Source organism: Caldicellulosiruptor changbaiensis, assembly GCF_003999255.1.
GTDB lineage: Bacteria > Bacillota > Thermoanaerobacteria > Caldicellulosiruptorales > Caldicellulosiruptoraceae > Caldicellulosiruptor > Caldicellulosiruptor changbaiensis.
Window position 1 is genome coordinate 1,734,969 of record NZ_CP034791.1, and the last position, 20,399, is coordinate 1,755,367.

A 20,399-nucleotide genomic window follows, 5' to 3' on the forward strand; every position below is an offset into this window, starting at 1 on the left:
AGCTGTCTTGCCTCCTTAAGCGAAACAGTTAATTTTCCCTCTTCTTCAATCTGATAACATTCCATGAGAATTTGGGCAATATGGATGTTAAAACATTACCTTCTATCTTTGAATTTCCACCTTTGTGGGGCACAACATTGTCAGGCTTATCTTGAGTGTTCCCTTTGTAAATATCATCACTTTCATATACAATGTGCTCCACAACCTCAAAGTCTTCAAAACCATCAAGCTTAAATTCAACTTGCATCTCCTCTTCTAAATCTCTGTTGACTGCAAAGACTGTTATTTCATTCTTCTCCTCATTGTATGTTGCAACTGTTTCAATGTATGGAACATCAGTAAAGTCTTTTGAGTCATATTTAGGAGAATTTACCTTGGGAAGTAGTGCAACTCCATGCCCATAGTTTGCAGCATGCATGAAAGGATAGTATATTACCTGTCTGTAAGCAATTCCACCTTTTACAGTGGTAATTGGAGCAATTACATTTACAAGCTGTGCCATGCACGCCATCTTGACTCTATCACAGTGTTTCAAAAGTGCAATCAGCATGCATCCCACCAAAATTGCATCTTCGAACACATAATCTTCTTCAGCAATAGCACGAACTTGTGCCCAAGGCTGGGCTTTTTCGTCTTTCCCCTCAAGATGAGCATGGTACCATACATTCCATTCGTCAAATGAGATATTGACAACCTTTTTGCTTCTCTTTTTAGCCTTTACATAGTCAATTGTTGATATAACTGTTTTGATAAACTCTTCCATCTCAAGCGATTTTGCAACAAAGTTCTTTGTGTCCTTTTCAGGATTTCCATAGTACACATGTAGAGAAACATAATCTACAAGGTCATATGTGTGGTCCAAAACAATTGCTTCCCACTCAGGAAATGTTGGCATTTTGGGCCCCGAGCTTCCAGCTGCAACAAGCTCAATACTTGGGTCTACCCATTTCATAACTTTTGCAGCTTCTCTTGCAAGCCTTCCATACTCATATGCAGTTTTATGACCTATCTGCCAGTCACCATCCATCTCGTTACCAAGACACCATACTTTTATGTTGTGCGGCTGCTGATAACCATGCTGACGTCTCAAATCACTGTAGTATGTGCCGCCTGGGAAGTTGCAATACTCAACTAAGTTTCTTGCTGCATCAATTCCACGTGTACCAAGATTTACTGTCATCATAACAGAGGTGTTTGCTCTTTTTGCCCATTCAACAAATTCGTTTACACCAACCTCATTTGTCTCGATGGCTCTCCACGCAAGCTCAAGTCTTCTCGGTCTTTTTTCTTTTGGACCAATACCGTCTTCCCAGTTATACCCCGACACAAAATTGCCGCCCGGATATCTTACAATAGGAACATTCAGCTGCCGAACAAGTTCTAAAACATCCTTTCTAAACCCCATTTCATCAGCCTGCGGATGGTCTGGTTCATAGATTCCTGTGTATATTGCTCTTCCCATGTGTTCCAAAAATGAACCGTAGATTCTCTTGTCTACTTGCCCGATTACGAACTCCTTATCGTAGATGACTTTTGCTTTTTTCATGTTTCTTTTCATCCTCCCTTAAAGTTAGTAATGATTTTAAAAATTATTTTCGGAATTTATTTTCAAAGAGTCATACCCCGCAAACTTTTTTAACTCGTATGACTCTTTACAAGCTCTTTATTTTACTTTCTTCCCCCAAACCGCAATTCCTTTGTTGCTAAGACCAGTGAAGACTAAGGTGGGCTTCCAGTTCTCCCAATCCCATGCTGGTATGACCTTGACAGTTTCAACTTCATAAATCTTTTTGGTTTTATCTTTGCACCAGTTTAGTTTTATCGTATTTGGGGAAACAAATGTCCAAAAGTCGCTACTATTTTCAGAATTTATCTTTCCACTCTTAAGAAGAGTAATTTTTACAGGCTCCGATTGGAGATAATCATACGGGTCAAGCACTATCCTTTCCCAAATACCAACAACCAAGTCTTTAGACAGAACCTGTTCTTTTTCACCCGCATATCTCTCAGGTGATACAACAGGCCATCCATCATCTGTCCAAAGGATTTTCCGTACATGTAGATAAGGCCAATTTTTATCCAAAGCTCCTCTTGCATGATGGATTATATAATAATCATTCCCATCTATCAGTACAGAGTTGTGTCCTGGTGCAATCCAACCATCATCATTTTCGAAATGGTAACCGCCCAAAATCTTAGTTCCAACTTCAGAAGGGGGAGATTCAATATCAGTCATAAGTTTGCCATTGTAATCCACATAAGGTCCAGTAATTTTGTCTGACCTTCCAACACGAACATTGTAATCGTTAAACAGCGAATCATATGAGACAAAAAGATAATATTTTTTAAATTTTGGATTGTAAATGATATACGGTCCTTCGATTGCATCTTGAACACTCATATCTCTTCTTGCAATTAACTTACCAAACCCTTTTTCAGCGGGCTTGCCTGTTTTTTTATCAATTTTGATTATATATATTCCCCCAAAGAAAGAACCATACACAAGCCAGGGCTGACCATTTGCATCAAATGTAAGGCATGGGTCAATTGCGTTGACAACATCACCCTGTTTTGTTTTTATAACCTCACCTTCGTCTTTCCATGGCCCTTCTGGATTTGTAGCTGTGGCTAAACCAATATACGATTGATTCTTTCCAAATTGAGATGCAGCATAATAAAGGTAGTATTTTCCATTCATCCTTTTTATATCTGGAGCCCAAAGATTTGTTGCCTGGGTCCATTCATAAGCACCTTTTGGAATACCACCATAAACATAATCTTTTCCATTGAATACATATCCAACAAACTGCCAGTTAATCAAATCTTTTGATTTTCGAATTTGTATTCCTGGTTTTGGCACACCTCCAACTTTTACATCAGTAGAGTATATATAGTACCATCCGTTATCAGCTTTGATAATTGCAGGGTCATGAACATTGTTGACCGTCCACTTCTTTTCATCGTTTATAATTGACAGATCATATAAGGTTATTTTTGGAGGTGCTTTAGGGTAAGTTACTTTAATATTCTTGGTTGACGAAGCGCTAATATCTTTTTTACCTGCTAAGGCAAAGACTAATACATTTACTAAAACAACTATTACACAAAGAAGAATTAAAAGTCCACCTTTTAAAATCAAATTTTTATTTCCCACACTCATTTTAATCCTCTCCATCACTTTTTCGTCTTAATTCTTAAAACTGTAACCGAATATTTATCAAAAGTATAGTCAAAACTATTACTTATTCCCTTTATTTTCTTTGTCTTGGGAGTTATTAAATTTGGTTGCTCAAAGCTATTTTCATCTTCCAAATTAGAGGATGTTAGTACTATTGCTGTACCTTCTGGATTAATCTTGTCTTTAGCAATCCCATTTAGATTGATTCTAACTTTTCTATTTGAGGAAGATATATTGACTACTTTTATTATAATGTCATTGTTTGAATCTATTGAGGCATTTGCATAAATGTCTTTGATAATCATGTTGTCAACTACATCATGAATCAATTTCCCATCAAGATAGCATTTAATTCTATTACCATCCAATTCAATTTTGATATCATACCATTTGTTGGGCATAACTGTAACATTTGCTGATTTTCCAACAATATACTTTGTACCATTTACACATCTTTCAATGGCTGTTGTTGTATTTCCCCATCCTCCAATGTTCCACCAATAATAATTGTTTGAATCCTTTAATCCGAATATAATCAAGAATCCTTCATTACCACTTACTTTTCTTGCCTTAACTTGAATGGTATAATTGCTCCAATTTGAATCTCCAGCAACAGCGTAGCAGTTTTCAGCATTGCTTGTCTGTGAAAATATCCCATTTTCTATATTCCACATTCCTCTTACAATTTGCCATTTGCCATATGAGTCTTTAAAATTATCAGCAAAAAGCGTTCTTTTAGTTTTGTTGTCTATAACTTTAAAGTCTTTAAACTCGGCTTCTGTAATCCATGTACCAAGCCCGACCATGCCAGTAATATCTGCTGATTTATTAGATGATGTGGTTTTGAGAGTAATTGGTAATATATACTTTCCCTTATTTTCATTGAAAATTTTTTGAACATAATAATTTGGTGTTGCATAGGCCATTTCATTATTAAACTTAATAAGAGTTGGTTCCCATTGTGTGGCATATTGTTTTGCTAAAAGTGGTGCGTAAGATGCCATCAATACAACATCTGAATTTTTCTCTAAACCCAATAAATAAGCAGCTTCTGCAAGTGCAGCTTCTAAATTATTTCTCCTCCCAAGTCCATGCGCAGCATATTCCCCCACAAATACCTTTGGGCCTTTTCTGTCATATGTTGAGTATCTATCCGTATTCATCAAAAACCATTCGGGTGCCATATAATAATGCTCATCAATTATATCTGCCTTCTTCGTCGTTTTAGCCCATGTCCATGCATCATCAAATATCTTTCCACTTGGAGCAGGTCCAGCTGCAAAAATCACCTTTATGTTAGGATATTTCTTTTTGATTGCATCATAGAACTTTTCATATCTGATATAATAATCTGTCCCCCATTGTTCATTTCCTATGGCTATGAATTTCAAGTTAAATGGTTTCGGATGTCCTAACTTAGCTCTCACAGAACCCCATTTTGTTTTTATATCCCCATTTGCAAACTCAATTAAATCTAAAGCATCCTGAATGTATTCATCAAGCTTATTTATATCTACCATATCGCCATTTCTTGCTTGACAAGCCATACCGCAGTTTATAACTGGCACAGGTTCTGCACCTATGTCCTCACAAAACTGAAAATACTCATAAAATCCTAAACCAAACGACTGATAGTATCCCCATAAGTTTTCTATTGTTGGACGCTCTGAAATATCACCTATGGTATTCTTCCACCTATATGCGGTTGCCATTGTCCTTCCTTCTACTATGCAACCACCGGGGAATCTTAAAAAAGCTGGCTTCAAATCAGCAATAAGCTTTGCGATATCATATCTTAATCCATTTTTTCTATTCTTCCATGTTTTCTGAGGAAATAGAGATACCATGTCCAAATCTAATATTCCTTCTTTAGCTACTTTTATTACAAGTTGACCATCTGAAATTGTATTAGCTGCTTTAAAGGGCAGCTCATATTGTTTCCAAGCATTTGTTATTCCCTTTACTTCAACCTTTGCCCCTATCTTTCCATTGTCATCTTCAATGGTTGCTATAATGGTATTGATTTTGTTATTTGGAGATCTTGCATATAAAGATAACCTATAGAATTCTCCTGATTTAATAGTTATACCATTGTAACCATAGTTAACTATTTTTACGCCTTTGTCAATTTTATTTACCTCCACTCGAAGGTAATGTGGATTTTTACTGCTAATACTATCTTTGTCCTCTACAGAAAACTCAACTTTATCATTTCCTGTTGCGCTTATATCCCAACTTTGAAGACCGTCTGGAAATTCAAATGACCTATTTTGAACAAGCTCTGCATAAAGCCCTCCATCAGCACCTGAGTTTATATCTTCGAAAAAGGCACCATAGAGCATTGGACTAATAGCAATACCTTTTTTGTTTACATCTATTGATATCGATTCCTGGAAAATATTACTACTTGATGATCTTTCAGATGCTACGCTCTCTTGCTGCATCCAATATCCTCCTACTAAAATAGAAACTAAAAAAATTATCAAAACAAAAAAAATTAAATTTCTTCTTAATTTCATTTCCTATTTTGCACCTCACATGAGAATTTTTACCATATCCCGTGACCCAACGTTTTCTTAGATATTATATTCGCACTTATCAACAACACAAAATTGATAACAGAATTGAATAAACCCACAGCAGTTGAAAAACTCCATTGAGCTCCTATTAAACCAAGTTTGTAAACATATGTAGCAATAATTTCAGAAGATTCAATGTTTAAATTGTTCTGCATTAAATACGCCTTTTCAAAGCCAACAGACATAATATTTCCTATTCCAAGTAATAGCAAAGTAATTACCGTTGGCATTATTGCTGGTAAATCAATATATTTGATTCTTTGTAATTTTGTTGCTCCATCAATTATTGCAGCTTCATGAAGCTCAGGGTCCACGTTTGTTAAGGCAGCCAAATAGATAATCGCATTCCAGCCTATATGCTGCCAAATATCTGACCATACATAAACATGTTTAAAAAGCGCAGCACTACCCAAAAAATTAATAGATTCAAGTCCTATCTTTTTTAAAAGCAAATTCACTATTCCTGTTTGATCTGTTAAAAAAACTTGCAAAATTCCTACCATTACAACTGTCGAAATAAAGTGAGGAGCAAATGTAACATTTTGCACCACTTTCTGAAGTGGTTTATTAGGTAAATAATGCAAAAGTAGTGCAAATGCTATGGTAAGAGGAAACCCTACAATAAAACCATAAACACTGAGAGTCAATGTATTGAATAACAACTGACCAAAGTTATATGCAGTAATAAAATCATAAAAATATTTGAAACCTACCCATTTACTTTTAATTATTCCTATTAAAGGATTATAGTCTTTAAAAGCAATAATTACACCATACATAGGAATATACAGAAAGACAATTACATAAATTAAAGTGGGCAACAGCAAAATATATAATCCCAAACTATTTTTAAATTCTTTCAATGCAATTCTTTTTTTCTTTTGCTTTATTTCAAAAGCGCCTTTTGTTGGAATGGTTGTATCAGACATTTAGTATTCCCCTCTCTTCATCAACTGACTAAGCAAAAAATGTACATATTTGCTTAAGAGAGGCTGTCTCAAAAATGGATAAGACAGCCTCTCTCTATTATTATCAAACCACTGTAAATTGTTACTTTATTATTTACCAGAAGAGAATGCTTTAAGATTCTTCATAAATCTTTCATATGCGGCTTGATTTATTTTCAACCATTCTTGCAATTTCATCTTATTTAGTTCTTTAATGTATGCATTCCATTCTTTATCGATTGTACCTTTCATTATCCATTCAGCAGCTTTTCTATTTGCGTAATTTATCAAGTTGGTTTGAATCTGATTCATTTTATCAGCTTCATCTGCTGAATAGAATACTGGTGGCCATGGATCAGGATCTGCATATGGTGCTACATATTTTTTCATAAAGTTAACTTTCTGATCAGTATAGGTAAGTCTCAAGATCTTTGTATAACCCGGATCTTCAAAAACTGCCCAAGGAACGCTGTGTGCAGGGGATACTTTACAACGCCACTGTTGCTGATTCATACCAGCTGGTGGATCAGGAATATAGTACCACCCTTCTGGACTTTTCTTAAGTCTTACTCCAAATTCACCCTCAATAAGTTCAACTGACATCTTCTCATCATACATCGTGTCAATGTATCTAATCGCAACTTCAGGCATCTTACAAGCTCTTGTTATTACCGCACCCCATCTATCATATCCAGGATACGCCGCTCTGTACATAACAGGTTTCCTACCATTTGGTCCTTTGAGCGGAGGCATGTAATCATAGTAATCATGAGCTTTTTTGGACGAAAAATCATCATTTATATCCCATAAATCTGCATAACCAACAATGTAAGGCTGAGCGTTTAATTTTGAAGCTTTCTTAGCATAATCTTGGGTAAACCATTCTTTATCAATAAGTCCCTCTTTCCATAGTTTGCTCAACCATTTAATAGCCTCTTTGTATTCTGGCAATGTTCCTAAAAATACAACTTTTCCATTTCTAACATCAGCAAAATACCATCTCGCACTAACTCCAAACGAATCCATTAAATATCCCAATCCATGCATCTCCATCGGATTACCAATAGCTGTGATTGGTATCTCGTCAGCTTTTCCGTTCTTATTAGGATCTTTTGTCTTAAATGCTATCATCACCTTCTCAAATTCATCAATATTAGTAGGCATTTTAAGCCCCAAATCTTTAATCCATTTTACATTTATTACTCCAACTCCCATACCTTCTCTATACATCCATGGTCCTTCATTAACACGAGGAGTTGTATATATGTGTCCGTCAGGTGCAGTTACTAATGCTTTTGTTGCCGGATGTTTTTTGAATATATTTTTTAGGTTATTAGTATATTGATCAATCAATTTTTCTAACGGTTTAAAAACACCCATTCCACCATACTTCGCTAACTCAAAATCTGTGCAACCAAATATAATATCTGGTAAATCTCCGCTTGCTAACATTAAGCTCTTTTTCTCAGCAAATTGGCTACCTGGCATAATCCATTTAATATGCACATTTGTTAGTTTCTCTAATCTTTTGAATTGATTGTACTCATTATAATCCTTGGGCATATCTGCACTGTAATTATTTACTAAAATTGTAAGTGTTACTTTGTTTTTAACTATTGGAAAGCCAGTTTTGTTGAAATTGGATGATGCACTAACAAGCATCATTGTGGAGACAGCAATTATAGAAACAACAAAGCAAACAATTACACACCATGATAATCTCTTTAAAAACTTTTTCCTTCTCATTTCCTAAACCTCCTCCTCTTTTTAACCTTTAATAGCTCCCAACATAATACCCTTTACAAAATACTTTTGAACAAAAGGATAAAACACCAAAATTGGTAAACTTGAAATAATCATTATAGAATATTTAACAAGTTGTGCAGTTTTGAGACGCTGTGTTATATCACTTACATCTTGCATAGCACCTCCCATCGTTACCTGATTAGAAATTAAAATGTCTCTCAGAACAAGCTGCAGTGGATACTTTTCTGGAGATTTTAAATAAATTAGAGCGTCAAAGAAAGAATTCCATTTGCCAACAGCATAAAATAAAGTCATAACTGCTATAAGAGGAACTGATAGCGGAAGAGCAATCATGAAGAAAAACCTTAAGTCGCCACATCCGTCAATCCGAGCTGCTTCAATTAGTTCATCAATCCAACTGCCTTCATAAAATGACTTTGCAATAATTACGTTAAAAACTGATACGGCAGTTGGAATTATCATCACCCAGAATGTATCTAACAAACCAAGGCTTTTGACTAAAAGATATGTAGGAATTAAACCTCCGTTGAAGAAAAGAGTGAAAGTAAACATTAAAATTATAAACCTTCTACCGAACAAGTCTCGACGTGAAATTGCATACCCAGCTGATAATGTTAAAAAAACACCAACAACTGTGCCCACAATAGTATAAAGAATTGTATTTTTATATCCTGTCACAATTTGTGGATAGTGGAATAATCTTTGATATCCCAGAAGAGTAAAACCTTTAGGCCAAAACAACACTTCTCCTCTGTTCACTAAGTCAGGATCACTAAATGAAGCTATTATAACAAAATACATTGGATATCCAACTATTATTAGGACTAATAGCATTATACAATAATTGAAAACATCAAAGAACTTGTCGCTTCTAATTTGTCTTATTGAATGGGAATTCACTTTAATCCCACCTTCCTTACTTTTTAATTAAGATTCTTTTCATGGATTACGTGTTTTTTGTCTTATATCATTTCGTACCTCCTTATTTTGTTTTATTATTTTCTAAAATATTTGATTTTGATTTCAACTTTGTAATTACATTATATAAATATTTTTAAATTTTGTCAAGCATATTTCAAAAAAAATTATAGAACTTGTATATGTACAAGTAACTAAATAGCAAATATATTTAGTTTTTTAAAAATTTATTTGAATAAAACTGAAAATACTTCATATTCTATCTTGCAAATTATTTTAAAACCAGCTAAAATAAAAATGTTTAAATCTATAAAAAAGGGTGGAATAAAAATCATGAAACAAATAGACAATCTCAAAGAAGCAAAAATACTTTTTGAAGCCTTAGCTTCTGATGCAAGATTAGAAATTATAAACCTTCTGAGTAAGCATCGTGAAATGAATATGAACGAAATTGCGCAAAAACTTGGACTTACAAATGGTGCAGTTACTCAGCACATGAAAAAGTTAATTGCTGCTGGGATTGTTACAATCAGTGCAGCTTCAGGAAAACATGGCAATCAAAAGATTTGCCGTCTTGTTGAAGACAAAATAATTATTAATATTGTCACAAAGCATCCTCAAAAATTATATGAGTGCGAAATCAAAGTGGGTAATTATTCTATCTTTGAGGTTTATCCAACCTGCGGACTTGCTACAAAAGACAAGTTAATTGGAGAAGTGGATGACCCCAAATACTTTGCTCATCCTGAACATGTTAACTGTGATATTATCTGGTTTACAAAGGGTTATGTAGAATATATAATCCCCAATTTTCTGCGCCAAAATCAAAAAGCTGTTGAAATTCAGATTTCATTTGAAATTTCTTCAGAAGCCCCAGGTGTTAGTGAAAACTGGCCTTCAGATATATACTTTTACTTAAATGGAGTTGAACTTGGTTACTGGACAAGCCCAGGGGATTTCGGAGGAGAGACTAAAGGAATCTTTACACCTGACTGGTGGTTCCCTAACTGGAACCAGTATGGACTTTTAAAACTTCTTTCGGTTTCAGAAGATGGGACATATATAGACGGATTTAAAATTTCTAATGTCACTATAAAAGATATTGATATTGAGTCCAAAAATGAAATAAGATTCAGAGTTGCTGTACCTGATCACGCAAAGAACATTGGAGGAGTTACTCTTTTTGGAAGAAATTTTGGAAACTATGACCAGGATATAAAGTTCCGAATATTTTATGAGGAAGTGTGAACTACCATCCACCTAAAGAGGTGGAGGCTTCGTGAGAAGTTTGGTAACTTCTTAAGCTACCCTTATTCTAACAGGGTGGTTCACACACCCACTACTGGTTATCTGCCTTATAGCAGATTCACCAGCTACTTTCGCAAGTATGTTTATCGCTCCATCTATATCTGCATTAATCACATATCCACATTCATTACAAACATACAATCCCCTGTGCTTTCTATTACTCTTCCTTATAACTCCGCACCTGCTGCATTTCTGCGACGTGAAACTTTCATCTACCTCAACGTACCCGATCCCATACTCCTCACACTTTGATTTGAGTTTTTTCTTGAACTTATCATACGGTATAATCATAAAGTTTTGATTGTTTACTTTGCCAAGATTTATCTCTTGTTTTATCTCCTTCATTTTCCCTACTACTACCCAGCCTATTTGATTACTTAAACAATGCTTAACTATTAAGTTGACCGTTTGATTCAAAAAGTTCTCAATATTATATGTTGCCTTCTAAGAGAAATCTGAGCAAGTCTTCTACCAGATTTTATCCCCTGCTTGCTGTAAATTGACTGCAGTCTTGCTCTTTCCTTGTTGTACCATCGGTTGACTGATTTTAAATACCTGCCTTCTATCAAAAAGGCAGTCCCAATGGTATCAACAATAGCAGCAAAATTGTTTACTCCTAAATCTATCACTAAATATCTGCTCGGGTCAAGAATGCTCATCTGTTCTTCTTCCTCATACACATACTCAATCTCAAACCATCTGCCATGAAACTTCGGTATTATCCTGACTCCATTGAGCTTTTTGCCTGTAATGTTTTGTGGCAGTTCAAAATACAAGTATCTTTACACCAAACTCTTTCGCAAAACCCCTGCTAAGACTCAAACGTATCTTTCTGCCTTCCATTTTGAACTGATCCTTAGGAAAAACAATCTGGTACATCCCATCCTTTGGCAGATATTTTGGTATTGAAACTTTTTTATCTGTTTTCTCTTCTTTTTTGGCTTTCAAAAGACCTAAAAAGGATTTAAATGTTTCGTCTACAGAAATAAGTGTTTGCTGGGCAACCTGCGAAGGCAAAAGTCTGTAGTTTTCATTTTCCTTTACAAGATGATATACACTTTCATATCGCAGATATTGCCGAGTTTTGAAATAGTGCTGTCTTAAGTTATACAAAGCATAGTTGTACAGGTTTTTTGAAAAATGACACAGTATCCGCAGTAGCTTGTATGTTTGCTTATCACATCTTATGTGATTTATCTGTGTTTTGTACATTTTGCATCACCTAAAATATTATATCGCATTTTTTGTAACAATTCATCTCCATTTTGTAGAAGATGGAGTCTTCTTGCCTGATTTAAGATAAAACAAAAGAGGGGAATGTTCCCCTCTTTCGAGCTCTCAAGCTTTTAATTACTTTCTATGTAAACTATGAAGCTCTTACAACTTTTTTCAAAAACCGAATATCAATTTCATGTTCAACTGTCATGTCACGCAAATATTCAAATCCTTCTTTTAATCTTCCTGTCTGCTGCTCTAAATTGTCAAATCTCTTGTACACTTCATCTCTGAACATAATCATCTCTGTTCTAAATTCTGTCAAGAATGCAACCTGGTCATATACAGCATTCATTCTTCTTGTCAGCTCTTTGTCATTTTCCTTTAATATTACAATGTCTTGTTTGATAACCTGAACTTCTTCTTCTAATCTTGCAACCCTCTCTTCAAGTTTGTCCAGTCTCATCTCCACAATATCAAGTCTTTTTTCTACTTTGTCAAGTCTTTCCTCAACTCTGTCAAGCCTTTCCTCAACTCTGTCAAGCCTTTCCTCAACTCTGTCAAGCCTCTGCTCGACTTTGTCAAGCCTCTGCTCAACCTTGTCAAGTCTCTGTTCAACCGTTTCAAGCCTCTGTTCAACCGTTTCAAGCCTCTGTTCAATTCTATCTAATCTTTTATCAATAGTATCAAGTCGCACACTAATCTTTTCAAGGCTTGCAAATATAGCTTGCAGAACATCACTTTCTGGCATCTTTTACCTCCTGAAATTTCAAATTTTATAAAAAGATTATATCATATTTCTTTTACCAATTCCCTTGTATTCTATTCCATATCTTTCAAAGCCTGAATCTGCTCTCTTGCAAGTTCAAGAATGTGAGGATTGTGTCTGGATTCTTTACTTGATATAAGTTTTGAAAACCATTTTCTTGCCTCGTCGAGGTCACCTATTCGTCTCGAAAGCTCACCTATTAAATACATGACCGTTGCCAAATCTATTTCGTCTCCTGATCCTTCTTCATGTTCAAAAGCATCCTTATATGTTTGAAGAGCAAGTTTTTGAAACTCAAGTTCTTTTTCTTTATTTTGACTTAGTCTGTACAGCCATGAAATCCGAAGCAGAATTCCTGCAATCTCATATTTGTTGACTTTCCTTTTAGACGTTGCTGTAATTAAAGCTAACTTGTACAATGTAATGGCATCATCTACTGTTCTTTCAAACGGGATCTCTCTTTTTACCCACTTTTGTTGCACCTTTTCTTTTAACGACTCTATATCCCATTTGGTGAGCTTTCCAAAGTTTTTGTGCAAAGCTGCATAACCACATTCCCCGCAAACAACCACATCATACAAAAGAGGATTTACGCCTTTGTAGTAGACACACAGGTCTGTGTCTCTCTTCTCTACGTAAATTGCTGAACTTTTAACAAATGGCGCTTTAATAGTGCTCTGGCAGACAGGACAAGTCAGTAGTTTTTCGTAAATATCCATAAAAAAGCCCCCTCTTAGTTGTAGACAGAAGAATTTACAGTGGTATTCTCTTTTGTACCTACCAATATTATAGCATTTACCGGCTTGTAATAATCAATGGATAAAAGCTTTTTTTCTTTTAACTTGCCATTTTCATAAATTAGCATATAAGTTTTGACCTTCAGTCCATTTTGAGGCTTATTAGATAACTTTTGTACTCCCTTTGGCAACATAGGGTCGTTTTTGTATACCTTCTTATAAGGCACTTTTTCTAAAACTTCTGATTCAAATTTAACCACTTCGCCTTTATGAGTATTTTTACCATAAAAATTAATAGTGACAGTATTTTGAGAGGTATAACTTTCAAGATAGATTGGTGCGTTGGTTGTATTTTTAAATTTAAAATCAATTGAACCTGAAGCAATTGTAGCATCACGTCCTGGCGGCACATAAGAAATCAAAGCTGAGTGTGGAACTCTTTCAACTACTTTGAGCTGAGCCATTAATACTGCATTGTACATAGTGGTTGCTATCTGGCAAAGCCCCCCACCAACACCGTCGACAAATTCGTTGTTAACAATAACCTTGGCAATCTTAAAACCATTTTCAACTGTAACAGGCCCAATTACTTTGGATAGGGAAAACACTTCACCTGGCATTATTAAGCTTCCATTTATTTTCCTTGCAGCAATTCTAATATTCTCACTTCTTGCTCTGTTTGATGCATCAAACTTTGTTGTAAATGAACCAATCACCTCTTTAATCTTAGAAAGCTCATTTTTTGTTATTCTCGGAACGATCTGGACAAACCTTGCTCTGACTTTTCCTTCTTTCTTGTTTTTAATCATATCTTTCAATTTATTTATAAGATCATTATAATCAAGTTTTCTTCCCAGCTTTTCAGGTGTGATAACAAATTGATTTCCTACCTTTCTAATGCTCGCATTTACAGGAGATTCATAATACTTCTCAAAGAGTTCATCCACAAACTCTTTAAGCTTTCCTTCATTGTATTCAAATTTAAGCCTTATCACAACAGGATGATCATAGACTCTTCTGATCTCTCTAAACCGTCTTGAGATATTCCCTTTTCTTCCTATGGAATAAGCCTGCTCAATTGCCTCACCTATGTTTATTTTAATATCAAGAGATGCATAGTCCAGTTTGTACTCATTTCCATCAACTTCAACCTCAATCTTTTTGCTTCTCAACGGCTCAAGATAAGTATTTTCTAAAAGCTCATACGCCTCTGCCCTTGTCAAGCCTCCAACAGGTGTGTTTTCAATGTAAATACCTTTATAGATTCTATCTGTGTTCAAGACCTGCTTTACATTGCTATAAAGTGTATAACCCAAAATTCCTGCTAAAACCAAAAGCGCTACTACAATCCCAATTAAAACATATCTTCTCACTTCATACTTACCCCCGTCTTGAGATGCATTCAAACCCTTCTTCTAAAGCTCTACAATTTAAGTTATAAATTTGCTCAGTTTTTGAAAACTCTTTTAATACTTCTTTTGCTTCGGAGGTAGAAAACATTTCTTTCAACCTCAAGTACGCCCCAAGCATTACAATATTTGCAACCCGGACACTTCCAAGCTTTGATGCAATCTCTGTTGCAGCTATATAGTAAGTTTTTATATCCTCCCTTTTTGCTTTAATGTCAACAAGAGAGCTATTTATAAGCATAAGCCCATCTTTTTTTACCGAAGCTTCAAATTTTTCAAGCGATGGCTTGTTCAAGACAAACAATGTATCAGGATTGAATACAACAGGTGAGCCTATCATATCATTTGAGATTATAACACTGCAGTTTGCAGTGCCACCTCTCATTTCAGGTCCATAAGATGGAAGCCATGAGACATTGTACCCTTTTTTCATTCCAATGTGTGCAAAGATTTGTCCTAAAAACAACACTCCTTGCCCACCAAAACCAGCAATCAAAATCTCCTCTGTCATTTTTAAATTCCCCTACCTTTGTCCTTAAAGATTCCCAAATTATAATATTTCAAAACCTCATTTTCAATCCTCTTCATACTCTCAGCAGGTGTCATACCCCAATTTGTTGGACAGTTTGATAAGACCTCTATGATTGAAAATCCTTCCTTGTTCATCTGTACCTCAAATGCCCTTTTTATTGCTTTTTTGGTAAACTCAATGTTCTTAAGATTATGAATAGATGTTCTTGCAACAAAGGCAACACCGTCTAAAGGTATGAGCATCTCACACAGCTTAATATGATAACCTTGTACTTTTGGGTCACGACCATATGGAGATGATACAGTTACCTGACCAGGAATTGTAGTTGGCGCCATCTGTCCACCTGTCATGGCATACACGCCATTGTTAACAAATATGGCTGTGAAGTTCTCACCTCGAGTTGCTGCATGAATAACTTCAGATGTACCAATTGCCGCTATATCGCCATCTCCTTGATATGAAAACACAAGTGCATCAGGAATACATCTTTTTACGCCTGTTGCAGCTGCAGTTGCTCTTCCGTGAGCTGCAGCAACAAAGTCAAAGTTAAAATAGTCATAAATAAAAACAGCACACCCAACTGGTGCTACCCCAACTATCTTGTGGTCTTTATAACTCTCATCAATGACCTCAGCAATTAGTCTATGAATAATCCCATGTCCACAACCAGGACAATAATGCATGCTTTCCCCTGTCAAACATTCTGGCCTTTTATATTTCATACTTCATCTTCCTCTCAATCCAATGTGTGCACTTTTTACTTTTTAAGAGAGAAGTAATAACCTACAATCTCAGCTATTGTCGGAATCATACCACCTGTTCTGCCATAAAAATGGACATCTTTTTTGCCCGCAACTGATAGCTTTACATCCTCAAGCATTTGCCCTAAATTCATTTCCACGTCTATGAAAAATTTGATATTGTTAGAGTTTGCATACTTTTCTATACACTTTGTTGGAAAAGGATACAACGTAATCGGTCGTATAAGTCCTACCTTTTCACCAGACTGTCTTAGTTTATTTACAGCACTTTTCACTATTCTTGCACACATACCAAACGAAACAAATACAGCTTCTGCATCATCTGTCATGTACTCTTCTACCATGACCTCATTCTCTTCAATTTTTTTATACTTTTCTCTTAGCTTAAAGTTATGCTTTTCAAGCTCTTCTGGGACTATATAAAGAGAGTTTGTAACCCTTTTTGGTCTGTTTCTTTCACCTGTGACTGCCCATGGCTTTTGAACTTCTGGTCTTTCATAGTTTTCATCAAACTCAACAACCTCCATCATTTGCCCCAACATTCCATCGCCTAAAATCATCACAGGGTTTCTGTACTTGTCTGCAAGGTCAAATGCCTTTATAGTAAGGTCAACAGCCTCCTGGACAGAAGATGGAGCAAGCACAATCACTTTGTAATCTCCATGTCCGCCACCTTTTGTTGCCTGAAGATAATCCGACTGGGCAGCATTGATATTTCCAAGCCCCGGTCCGCCCCTCATTATATTCACAATAACACAAGGAAGCTCAGCCCCTGCCAAATATGATATACCCTCTTGCTTAAGACTAATACCTGGACCTGAGGATGAGGTCATAACCCTTTTACCACAGCTTGCTGCTCCATATGCCATGTTAATTGCTCCAACTTCGCTCTCTGCCTGAATAAAAACCCCACCGCTCTTTAGAAGTTTTTTAGCCATATACTGCAAAAGCTCTGTCTGCGGCGTGATAGGATATCCAAAAAAGCACTCACATCCAGCTCTCAGTGCCGCTTCGGCAATAGCTTCATTTCCCTTCATCAAGACCTTCAAAATCTATTCACCTACCTTAAATACTATATCTGGACAAATCTTGTAACAACTTCCACAGCCAATGCAAGCATCTACATCTCTTACTTCAACAGGGTTATAGCCTTTTTTGTTTATTCTGCTTCTGTCAATATATAGTATCTTTTTAGGACAAACTTCCACACACAGTCCACAGCTTTTGCACTTGTCGTATTCTATTTTTAGCTTCATTTATTTTTTCCCCCAAAAGTATTTCTTATCTTATTATATACCTTTTTATGGCATATACAAGAGAGTATTTTTTAATCTCTTCAAGTAGGTCTTGTTCAAATAGCTTTTCTTCTACAACTGTAAGGACATATGGGATATCTTTGGTATTTGCTACATCTTGGACAATCTCAAGGCTTTTTAAGATATTTTCAGGTTTCGTATCTGACAGTAGATGTGAATTATTTATAATTGCGGTAATGTTCATCCCCAAAATGTTTTCAATCTCCCTCATATTTTCCAAAATCTCTTCTTTTGTTGAATTAAAGGGTCTATAGATGTTAGCAACATAAAATAGATTGTATCCCTTTTTTGAAAATAGTTCCCTAAACTGTCCTATAACTGCACTGCCTATTTCATCCCCACCGACATCCACTATATTCACCGCATTTTGCTGATTTAAAGCTTCATATACTTTACCAGACAAAATTGGTAAGTCAATGCTCTTCCCTTCAAAGTGAGTTGAGATAAAGTTTATATTTTTTCTCTCTACGAGATCTTTTACACTTCTTAAGTTATAGTATAAATTTATGACATCAGCATCAATTAAATTCACATTGAAAAACTCACCAAGCTCTAAAGAGACATTTAATGCAATCTCGCTCTTGCCACTTCCTGCTGTCCCCACAAAGATATTTGTCTTCCTGTTGACAAAGCTCAAAGGCACTGTCATACACATAATTTCCACCCTCATCCCCGTCACAGATTTTCGCTTTTAAATTAGCAAATCCTCGGTAGCATCTCATAGTAAAGCATATCCAAAATCCTTGTCCCGCCAAAACTTGTCTTTAGATACACTCTCTTTTCTTTTGTATCCTCAATCCACCCAATCTCACACGCCTCTTTGTTGTACTTTTTCAAAATCTCCAGAGTCTTTTGTTTATCCTCTTTATTTATAACCGCCACAAACCTTCCCTCACACGCAAGATAATACGAATCAAGCCCCAATATATCACAAAGTGCCTTTACTTCATTTGATACTGGAACTTTGTCTTCTTCAATATATATATCCACACTTGCTTTTTGCGCTATCTCGTTCAATGCTGTAGCAAGCCCACCACGTGTCAAATCCTTCATATAACAAATTTCAACATTTTTTAAAAGCTCATTTATCACCCTATTTAAGGGTGCACAATCTGACTCTATCTTCTCTTCAACCCCAAGCTCGCTGCTGTGCGAATATATGCAGGCACCATGCCTACCTATATCACCACTTACAATTACAATCTGGCCACCTTTTATCTTCTCTATTGAAGGGAGTCTTTCTTCTTTTTCGCATACTCCAAATCCTGTTGTATTTATAAAAATCCCATCACAAGAACCCTTTTCAACCACCTTTGTATCCCCTGCTACAATCTCAACGCCAGCAATGTCAGCATACTCTTTCATTGACCTCACAATCTTTTGCAAATCCTCAATCGGAAATCCTTCTTCTATTATGAAAGATGCAGTGATGTATTTTGGAACAAGGCCTGAAACTGCCAAATCGTTCACAGTTCCACAAACTGAGAGCTTTCCTATGTCTCCACCTTTGAAAAAGTAAGGTTTTACCACAAATGAATCTGTTGTCACTCCAATCTTTTTTGAAGCTAAATCAAATATAGACGAATCATCACCTCTTTTTAAAATCTCAGAGCCAAATATTGGCTTGAAAAGTCCATTTATAAGCTCATACGTTTGTTTCCCACCATTGCCATGCTCCTTCTGGATAAACTTCATCTTCCTTTCCACTTCCCATACCTAAAATATGCATTACACGACCCTTCCTGAGATACCATACACGCACCTTTAGGAGAAATTGGCGTACATACCTTCTCAAAAAGAGGACACTCAAATGGCTTTATTTTCCCTGTTAAGACATCTGCACACCTACAGAGGCTATCTTTTTGTTTTGTGTTGTCATATGACATATCAATTGAATATTCGCGAAACTCATCTTTTATCTTCAAACCTCCGCCAGGTATCAATCCCAAACCCCTAAAAAACGCTGAAGTTCTCTCAAAGTACTTTTCAATATAACCTTTTGCAATCACATTACCTTCCTTTTTGACCACCCTTTTATATTCATTTTTTACTGTAAAATCTTCATTCAATATGTCCTGGGTAATACTTAAAAGTGAAAGAAGTATATCATAACCTTCAAACCCCGAAATTACAGAGGCAACCTTAAACCCTTCAACAAACTTAAAGCTATCTACTCCAATAACTGTCGCAACATGTCCAGGTAAAATTATGCCATCAACCCGTATATGGTTTTGAAGTAAGCTTTTAAGAGGCTCATCAATTGTCTTAAGTTCACATGCAAACTTGACATTTTTGAGCCCCTTTTCAATCACCTTCTCAAGGCTCAGGGCAAATGCAGGTGCTGTTGTCTCAAACCCGACTGCAGCAAAAATAACTTTTTCGTTATTTTCAAGATGTTCCACTGCATCCACAGGTGAGTACATAACCTTTATTTTTCCACCATTTGCCCGTGCTTGTGAAAGCGATTTTGAGCTTCCTGGCACTTTCAGCAAATCACCAAAGGTATAGATTGTCCATTCTGAGGAAAGTTCTACAAGTCTATCAATATAACCCTCATGCGTAACACAAACAGGACAGCCTGGTCCTGAAATAAAGTCAATGTATCCTTCAAATAAGGTGTGAAATCCATTTTTGTAGATTGAAACTGTATGTGTTCCACAAACTTCAATGACTTTTAGACTCCGTCCAATTTTTTCGATATTGTTTTTTATCTCCCAAATGAGTTCAGCTGTTTGCATCTTGTACCTCACCAAAGAGTTTTTCTATTTCTTCTGCTTCTTTTTGGTCTATCTTTTCTATTGCAATCCCAGAGTGTATTAAGATATAATCACCAATACTTACATTTTTCAAAAGAGCAATGTTTACCATCTTTTTGACACCTAAATACTCAACCAAAGCTTTTTTGTCTTCAAATATCTCAATTACCTTTGCTGGATATCCTAAACACATAATTTTAAAACTCC

18 protein-coding genes and 1 pseudogene are annotated in these 20,399 nt (G+C 35.8%); 1 reads left to right on the top strand and 18 read right to left on the bottom strand.

Annotated features, from left to right (window positions below):
- Window positions 1-28: 28 nt before the first annotated feature.
- From arfA to ELD05_RS08655, 6 genes are all read right to left on the bottom strand, one after another.
- Complete coding sequence (arfA, locus tag ELD05_RS08630) at window positions 29-1,546, bottom strand: arabinosylfuranosidase ArfA (RefSeq protein WP_127352106.1); 1,518 nt, start codon at window positions 1,544-1,546, stop codon at window positions 29-31.
- A gap of 117 nt (window positions 1,547-1,663) precedes the next feature.
- Window positions 1,664-3,160 (bottom strand): arabinan endo-1,5-alpha-L-arabinosidase, encoded by a 1,497-nt coding sequence (locus ELD05_RS08635; protein ID WP_127352107.1) that lies wholly within the window; start codon window positions 3,158-3,160, stop codon window positions 1,664-1,666.
- 14 nt (window positions 3,161-3,174) lie between these two features.
- On the bottom strand, window positions 3,175-5,697 hold the full coding sequence (locus ELD05_RS08640; RefSeq protein WP_127352108.1) for an alpha-L-arabinofuranosidase C-terminal domain-containing protein: 2,523 nt from the start codon (window positions 5,695-5,697) through the stop codon (window positions 3,175-3,177).
- Between the two features lie 29 nt (window positions 5,698-5,726).
- The gene (locus ELD05_RS08645; protein ID WP_127352109.1) at window positions 5,727-6,686 is read right to left on the bottom strand and encodes an ABC transporter permease; all 960 of its coding nucleotides are present in this window, start codon (window positions 6,684-6,686) and stop codon (window positions 5,727-5,729) included.
- Window positions 6,687-6,815: 129 nt separating this feature from the next.
- The gene (locus ELD05_RS08650) at window positions 6,816-8,450 is read right to left on the bottom strand and encodes an ABC transporter substrate-binding protein (RefSeq protein WP_127352110.1); all 1,635 of its coding nucleotides are present in this window, start codon (window positions 8,448-8,450) and stop codon (window positions 6,816-6,818) included.
- Window positions 8,451-8,471: 21 nt separating this feature from the next.
- Window positions 8,472-9,371: a carbohydrate ABC transporter permease gene (locus ELD05_RS08655; RefSeq protein WP_127352111.1), complete on the bottom strand. Its 900-nt coding sequence runs from the start codon at window positions 9,369-9,371 to the stop codon at window positions 8,472-8,474.
- Between the two features lie 351 nt (window positions 9,372-9,722).
- On the opposite strand from ELD05_RS08655, the gene ELD05_RS08660 reads away from it, so the two are divergent.
- Window positions 9,723-10,637 carry an ArsR/SmtB family transcription factor gene (locus ELD05_RS08660; RefSeq protein ID WP_011917083.1) on the top strand — a complete coding sequence of 305 codons (915 nt, stop codon included), beginning with the start codon at window positions 9,723-9,725 and terminating at the stop codon, window positions 10,635-10,637.
- A 51-nt stretch (window positions 10,638-10,688) separates the two neighbouring features.
- On the opposite strand, the pseudogene ELD05_RS08665 reads toward ELD05_RS08660, so the two are convergent.
- The 12 genes and pseudogenes from ELD05_RS08665 to ELD05_RS08720 all read right to left on the bottom strand — a co-directional run bounded on the left by ELD05_RS08665 (window position 10,689) and on the right by ELD05_RS08720 (window position 20,385).
- Window positions 10,689-11,909 (bottom strand): annotated as a pseudogene (locus ELD05_RS08665) (RNA-guided endonuclease InsQ/TnpB family protein).
- A gap of 154 nt (window positions 11,910-12,063) precedes the next feature.
- Window positions 12,064-12,663: a hypothetical protein gene (locus tag ELD05_RS08670; protein ID WP_127352112.1), complete on the bottom strand. Its 600-nt coding sequence runs from the start codon at window positions 12,661-12,663 to the stop codon at window positions 12,064-12,066.
- A 71-nt stretch (window positions 12,664-12,734) separates the two neighbouring features.
- The gene (locus tag ELD05_RS08675; RefSeq protein ID WP_127352113.1) at window positions 12,735-13,400 is read right to left on the bottom strand and encodes a DUF2225 domain-containing protein; all 666 of its coding nucleotides are present in this window, start codon (window positions 13,398-13,400) and stop codon (window positions 12,735-12,737) included.
- Window positions 13,401-13,414: 14 nt separating this feature from the next.
- A complete protein-coding gene (locus tag ELD05_RS08680; RefSeq protein WP_011917080.1) occupies window positions 13,415-14,791 on the bottom strand; it encodes a VanW family protein in 1,377 nt (458 codons plus the stop codon).
- A gap of 7 nt (window positions 14,792-14,798) precedes the next feature.
- Window positions 14,799-15,338: a 2-oxoacid:acceptor oxidoreductase family protein gene (locus tag ELD05_RS08685; protein ID WP_011917079.1), complete on the bottom strand. Its 540-nt coding sequence runs from the start codon at window positions 15,336-15,338 to the stop codon at window positions 14,799-14,801.
- A gap of 2 nt (window positions 15,339-15,340) precedes the next feature.
- The gene (locus tag ELD05_RS08690) at window positions 15,341-16,081 is read right to left on the bottom strand and encodes a thiamine pyrophosphate-dependent enzyme (protein ID WP_127352114.1); all 741 of its coding nucleotides are present in this window, start codon (window positions 16,079-16,081) and stop codon (window positions 15,341-15,343) included.
- A 35-nt stretch (window positions 16,082-16,116) separates the two neighbouring features.
- The gene (locus tag ELD05_RS08695) at window positions 16,117-17,169 is read right to left on the bottom strand and encodes a 3-methyl-2-oxobutanoate dehydrogenase subunit VorB (RefSeq protein ID WP_241243445.1); all 1,053 of its coding nucleotides are present in this window, start codon (window positions 17,167-17,169) and stop codon (window positions 16,117-16,119) included.
- Between the two features lie 3 nt (window positions 17,170-17,172).
- Window positions 17,173-17,376, bottom strand: a complete 204-nt coding sequence (locus ELD05_RS08700) for a 4Fe-4S dicluster domain-containing protein (protein ID WP_127352115.1) — start codon at window positions 17,374-17,376, stop codon at window positions 17,173-17,175.
- A gap of 25 nt (window positions 17,377-17,401) precedes the next feature.
- Window positions 17,402-18,085: a hypothetical protein gene (locus ELD05_RS08705; RefSeq protein ID WP_241243446.1), complete on the bottom strand. Its 684-nt coding sequence runs from the start codon at window positions 18,083-18,085 to the stop codon at window positions 17,402-17,404.
- Window positions 18,086-18,132: 47 nt separating this feature from the next.
- A complete protein-coding gene (gene hypE / locus ELD05_RS08710) occupies window positions 18,133-19,131 on the bottom strand; it encodes a hydrogenase expression/formation protein HypE (protein WP_127352117.1) in 999 nt (332 codons plus the stop codon).
- Complete coding sequence (gene hypD / locus ELD05_RS08715) at window positions 19,128-20,186, bottom strand: hydrogenase formation protein HypD (protein ID WP_241243447.1); 1,059 nt, start codon at window positions 20,184-20,186, stop codon at window positions 19,128-19,130. The genes hypE and hypD overlap by 4 nt, the downstream gene beginning before the upstream one ends.
- Window positions 20,161-20,385: a HypC/HybG/HupF family hydrogenase formation chaperone gene (locus ELD05_RS08720; protein WP_045165783.1), complete on the bottom strand. Its 225-nt coding sequence runs from the start codon at window positions 20,383-20,385 to the stop codon at window positions 20,161-20,163. The genes hypD and ELD05_RS08720 overlap by 26 nt, the downstream gene beginning before the upstream one ends.
- Window positions 20,386-20,399: the final 14 nt, after the last annotated feature.

Bases quoted from the DNA above. Each gene is read 5' to 3' on its own strand.
- hypE (WP_127352117.1), bottom strand. From the start codon at position 19,131: ATGAAGTTTATCCAGAAGGAGCATGGCAATGGTGGGAAACAAACGTAT.
- ELD05_RS08640 (WP_127352108.1), bottom strand. From the start codon at position 5,697: ATGAAATTAAGAAGAAATTTAATTTTTTTTGTTTTGATAATTTTTTTA.
- ELD05_RS08685 (WP_011917079.1), bottom strand. From the start codon at position 15,338: ATGACAGAGGAGATTTTGATTGCTGGTTTTGGTGGGCAAGGAGTGTTG.
- ELD05_RS08720 (WP_045165783.1), bottom strand. From the start codon at position 20,385: ATGTGTTTAGGATATCCAGCAAAGGTAATTGAGATATTTGAAGACAAA.
- ELD05_RS08635 (WP_127352107.1), bottom strand. From the start codon at position 3,160: ATGAGTGTGGGAAATAAAAATTTGATTTTAAAAGGTGGACTTTTAATT.
- ELD05_RS08700 (WP_127352115.1), bottom strand. From the start codon at position 17,376: ATGAAGCTAAAAATAGAATACGACAAGTGCAAAAGCTGTGGACTGTGT.
- ELD05_RS08645 (WP_127352109.1), bottom strand. From the start codon at position 6,686: ATGTCTGATACAACCATTCCAACAAAAGGCGCTTTTGAAATAAAGCAA.
- ELD05_RS08690 (WP_127352114.1), bottom strand. From the start codon at position 16,081: ATGAAATATAAAAGGCCAGAATGTTTGACAGGGGAAAGCATGCATTAT.
- ELD05_RS08675 (WP_127352113.1), bottom strand. From the start codon at position 13,400: ATGGATATTTACGAAAAACTACTGACTTGTCCTGTCTGCCAGAGCACT.
- ELD05_RS08650 (WP_127352110.1), bottom strand. From the start codon at position 8,450: ATGAGAAGGAAAAAGTTTTTAAAGAGATTATCATGGTGTGTAATTGTT.
- ELD05_RS08670 (WP_127352112.1), bottom strand. From the start codon at position 12,663: ATGCCAGAAAGTGATGTTCTGCAAGCTATATTTGCAAGCCTTGAAAAG.
- ELD05_RS08705 (WP_241243446.1), bottom strand. From the start codon at position 18,085: ATGACAGTGCCTTTGAGCTTTGTCAACAGGAAGACAAATATCTTTGTG.
- arfA (WP_127352106.1), bottom strand. From the start codon at position 1,546: ATGAAAAAAGCAAAAGTCATCTACGATAAGGAGTTCGTAATCGGGCAA.
- ELD05_RS08660 (WP_011917083.1), top strand. From the start codon at position 9,723: ATGAAACAAATAGACAATCTCAAAGAAGCAAAAATACTTTTTGAAGCC.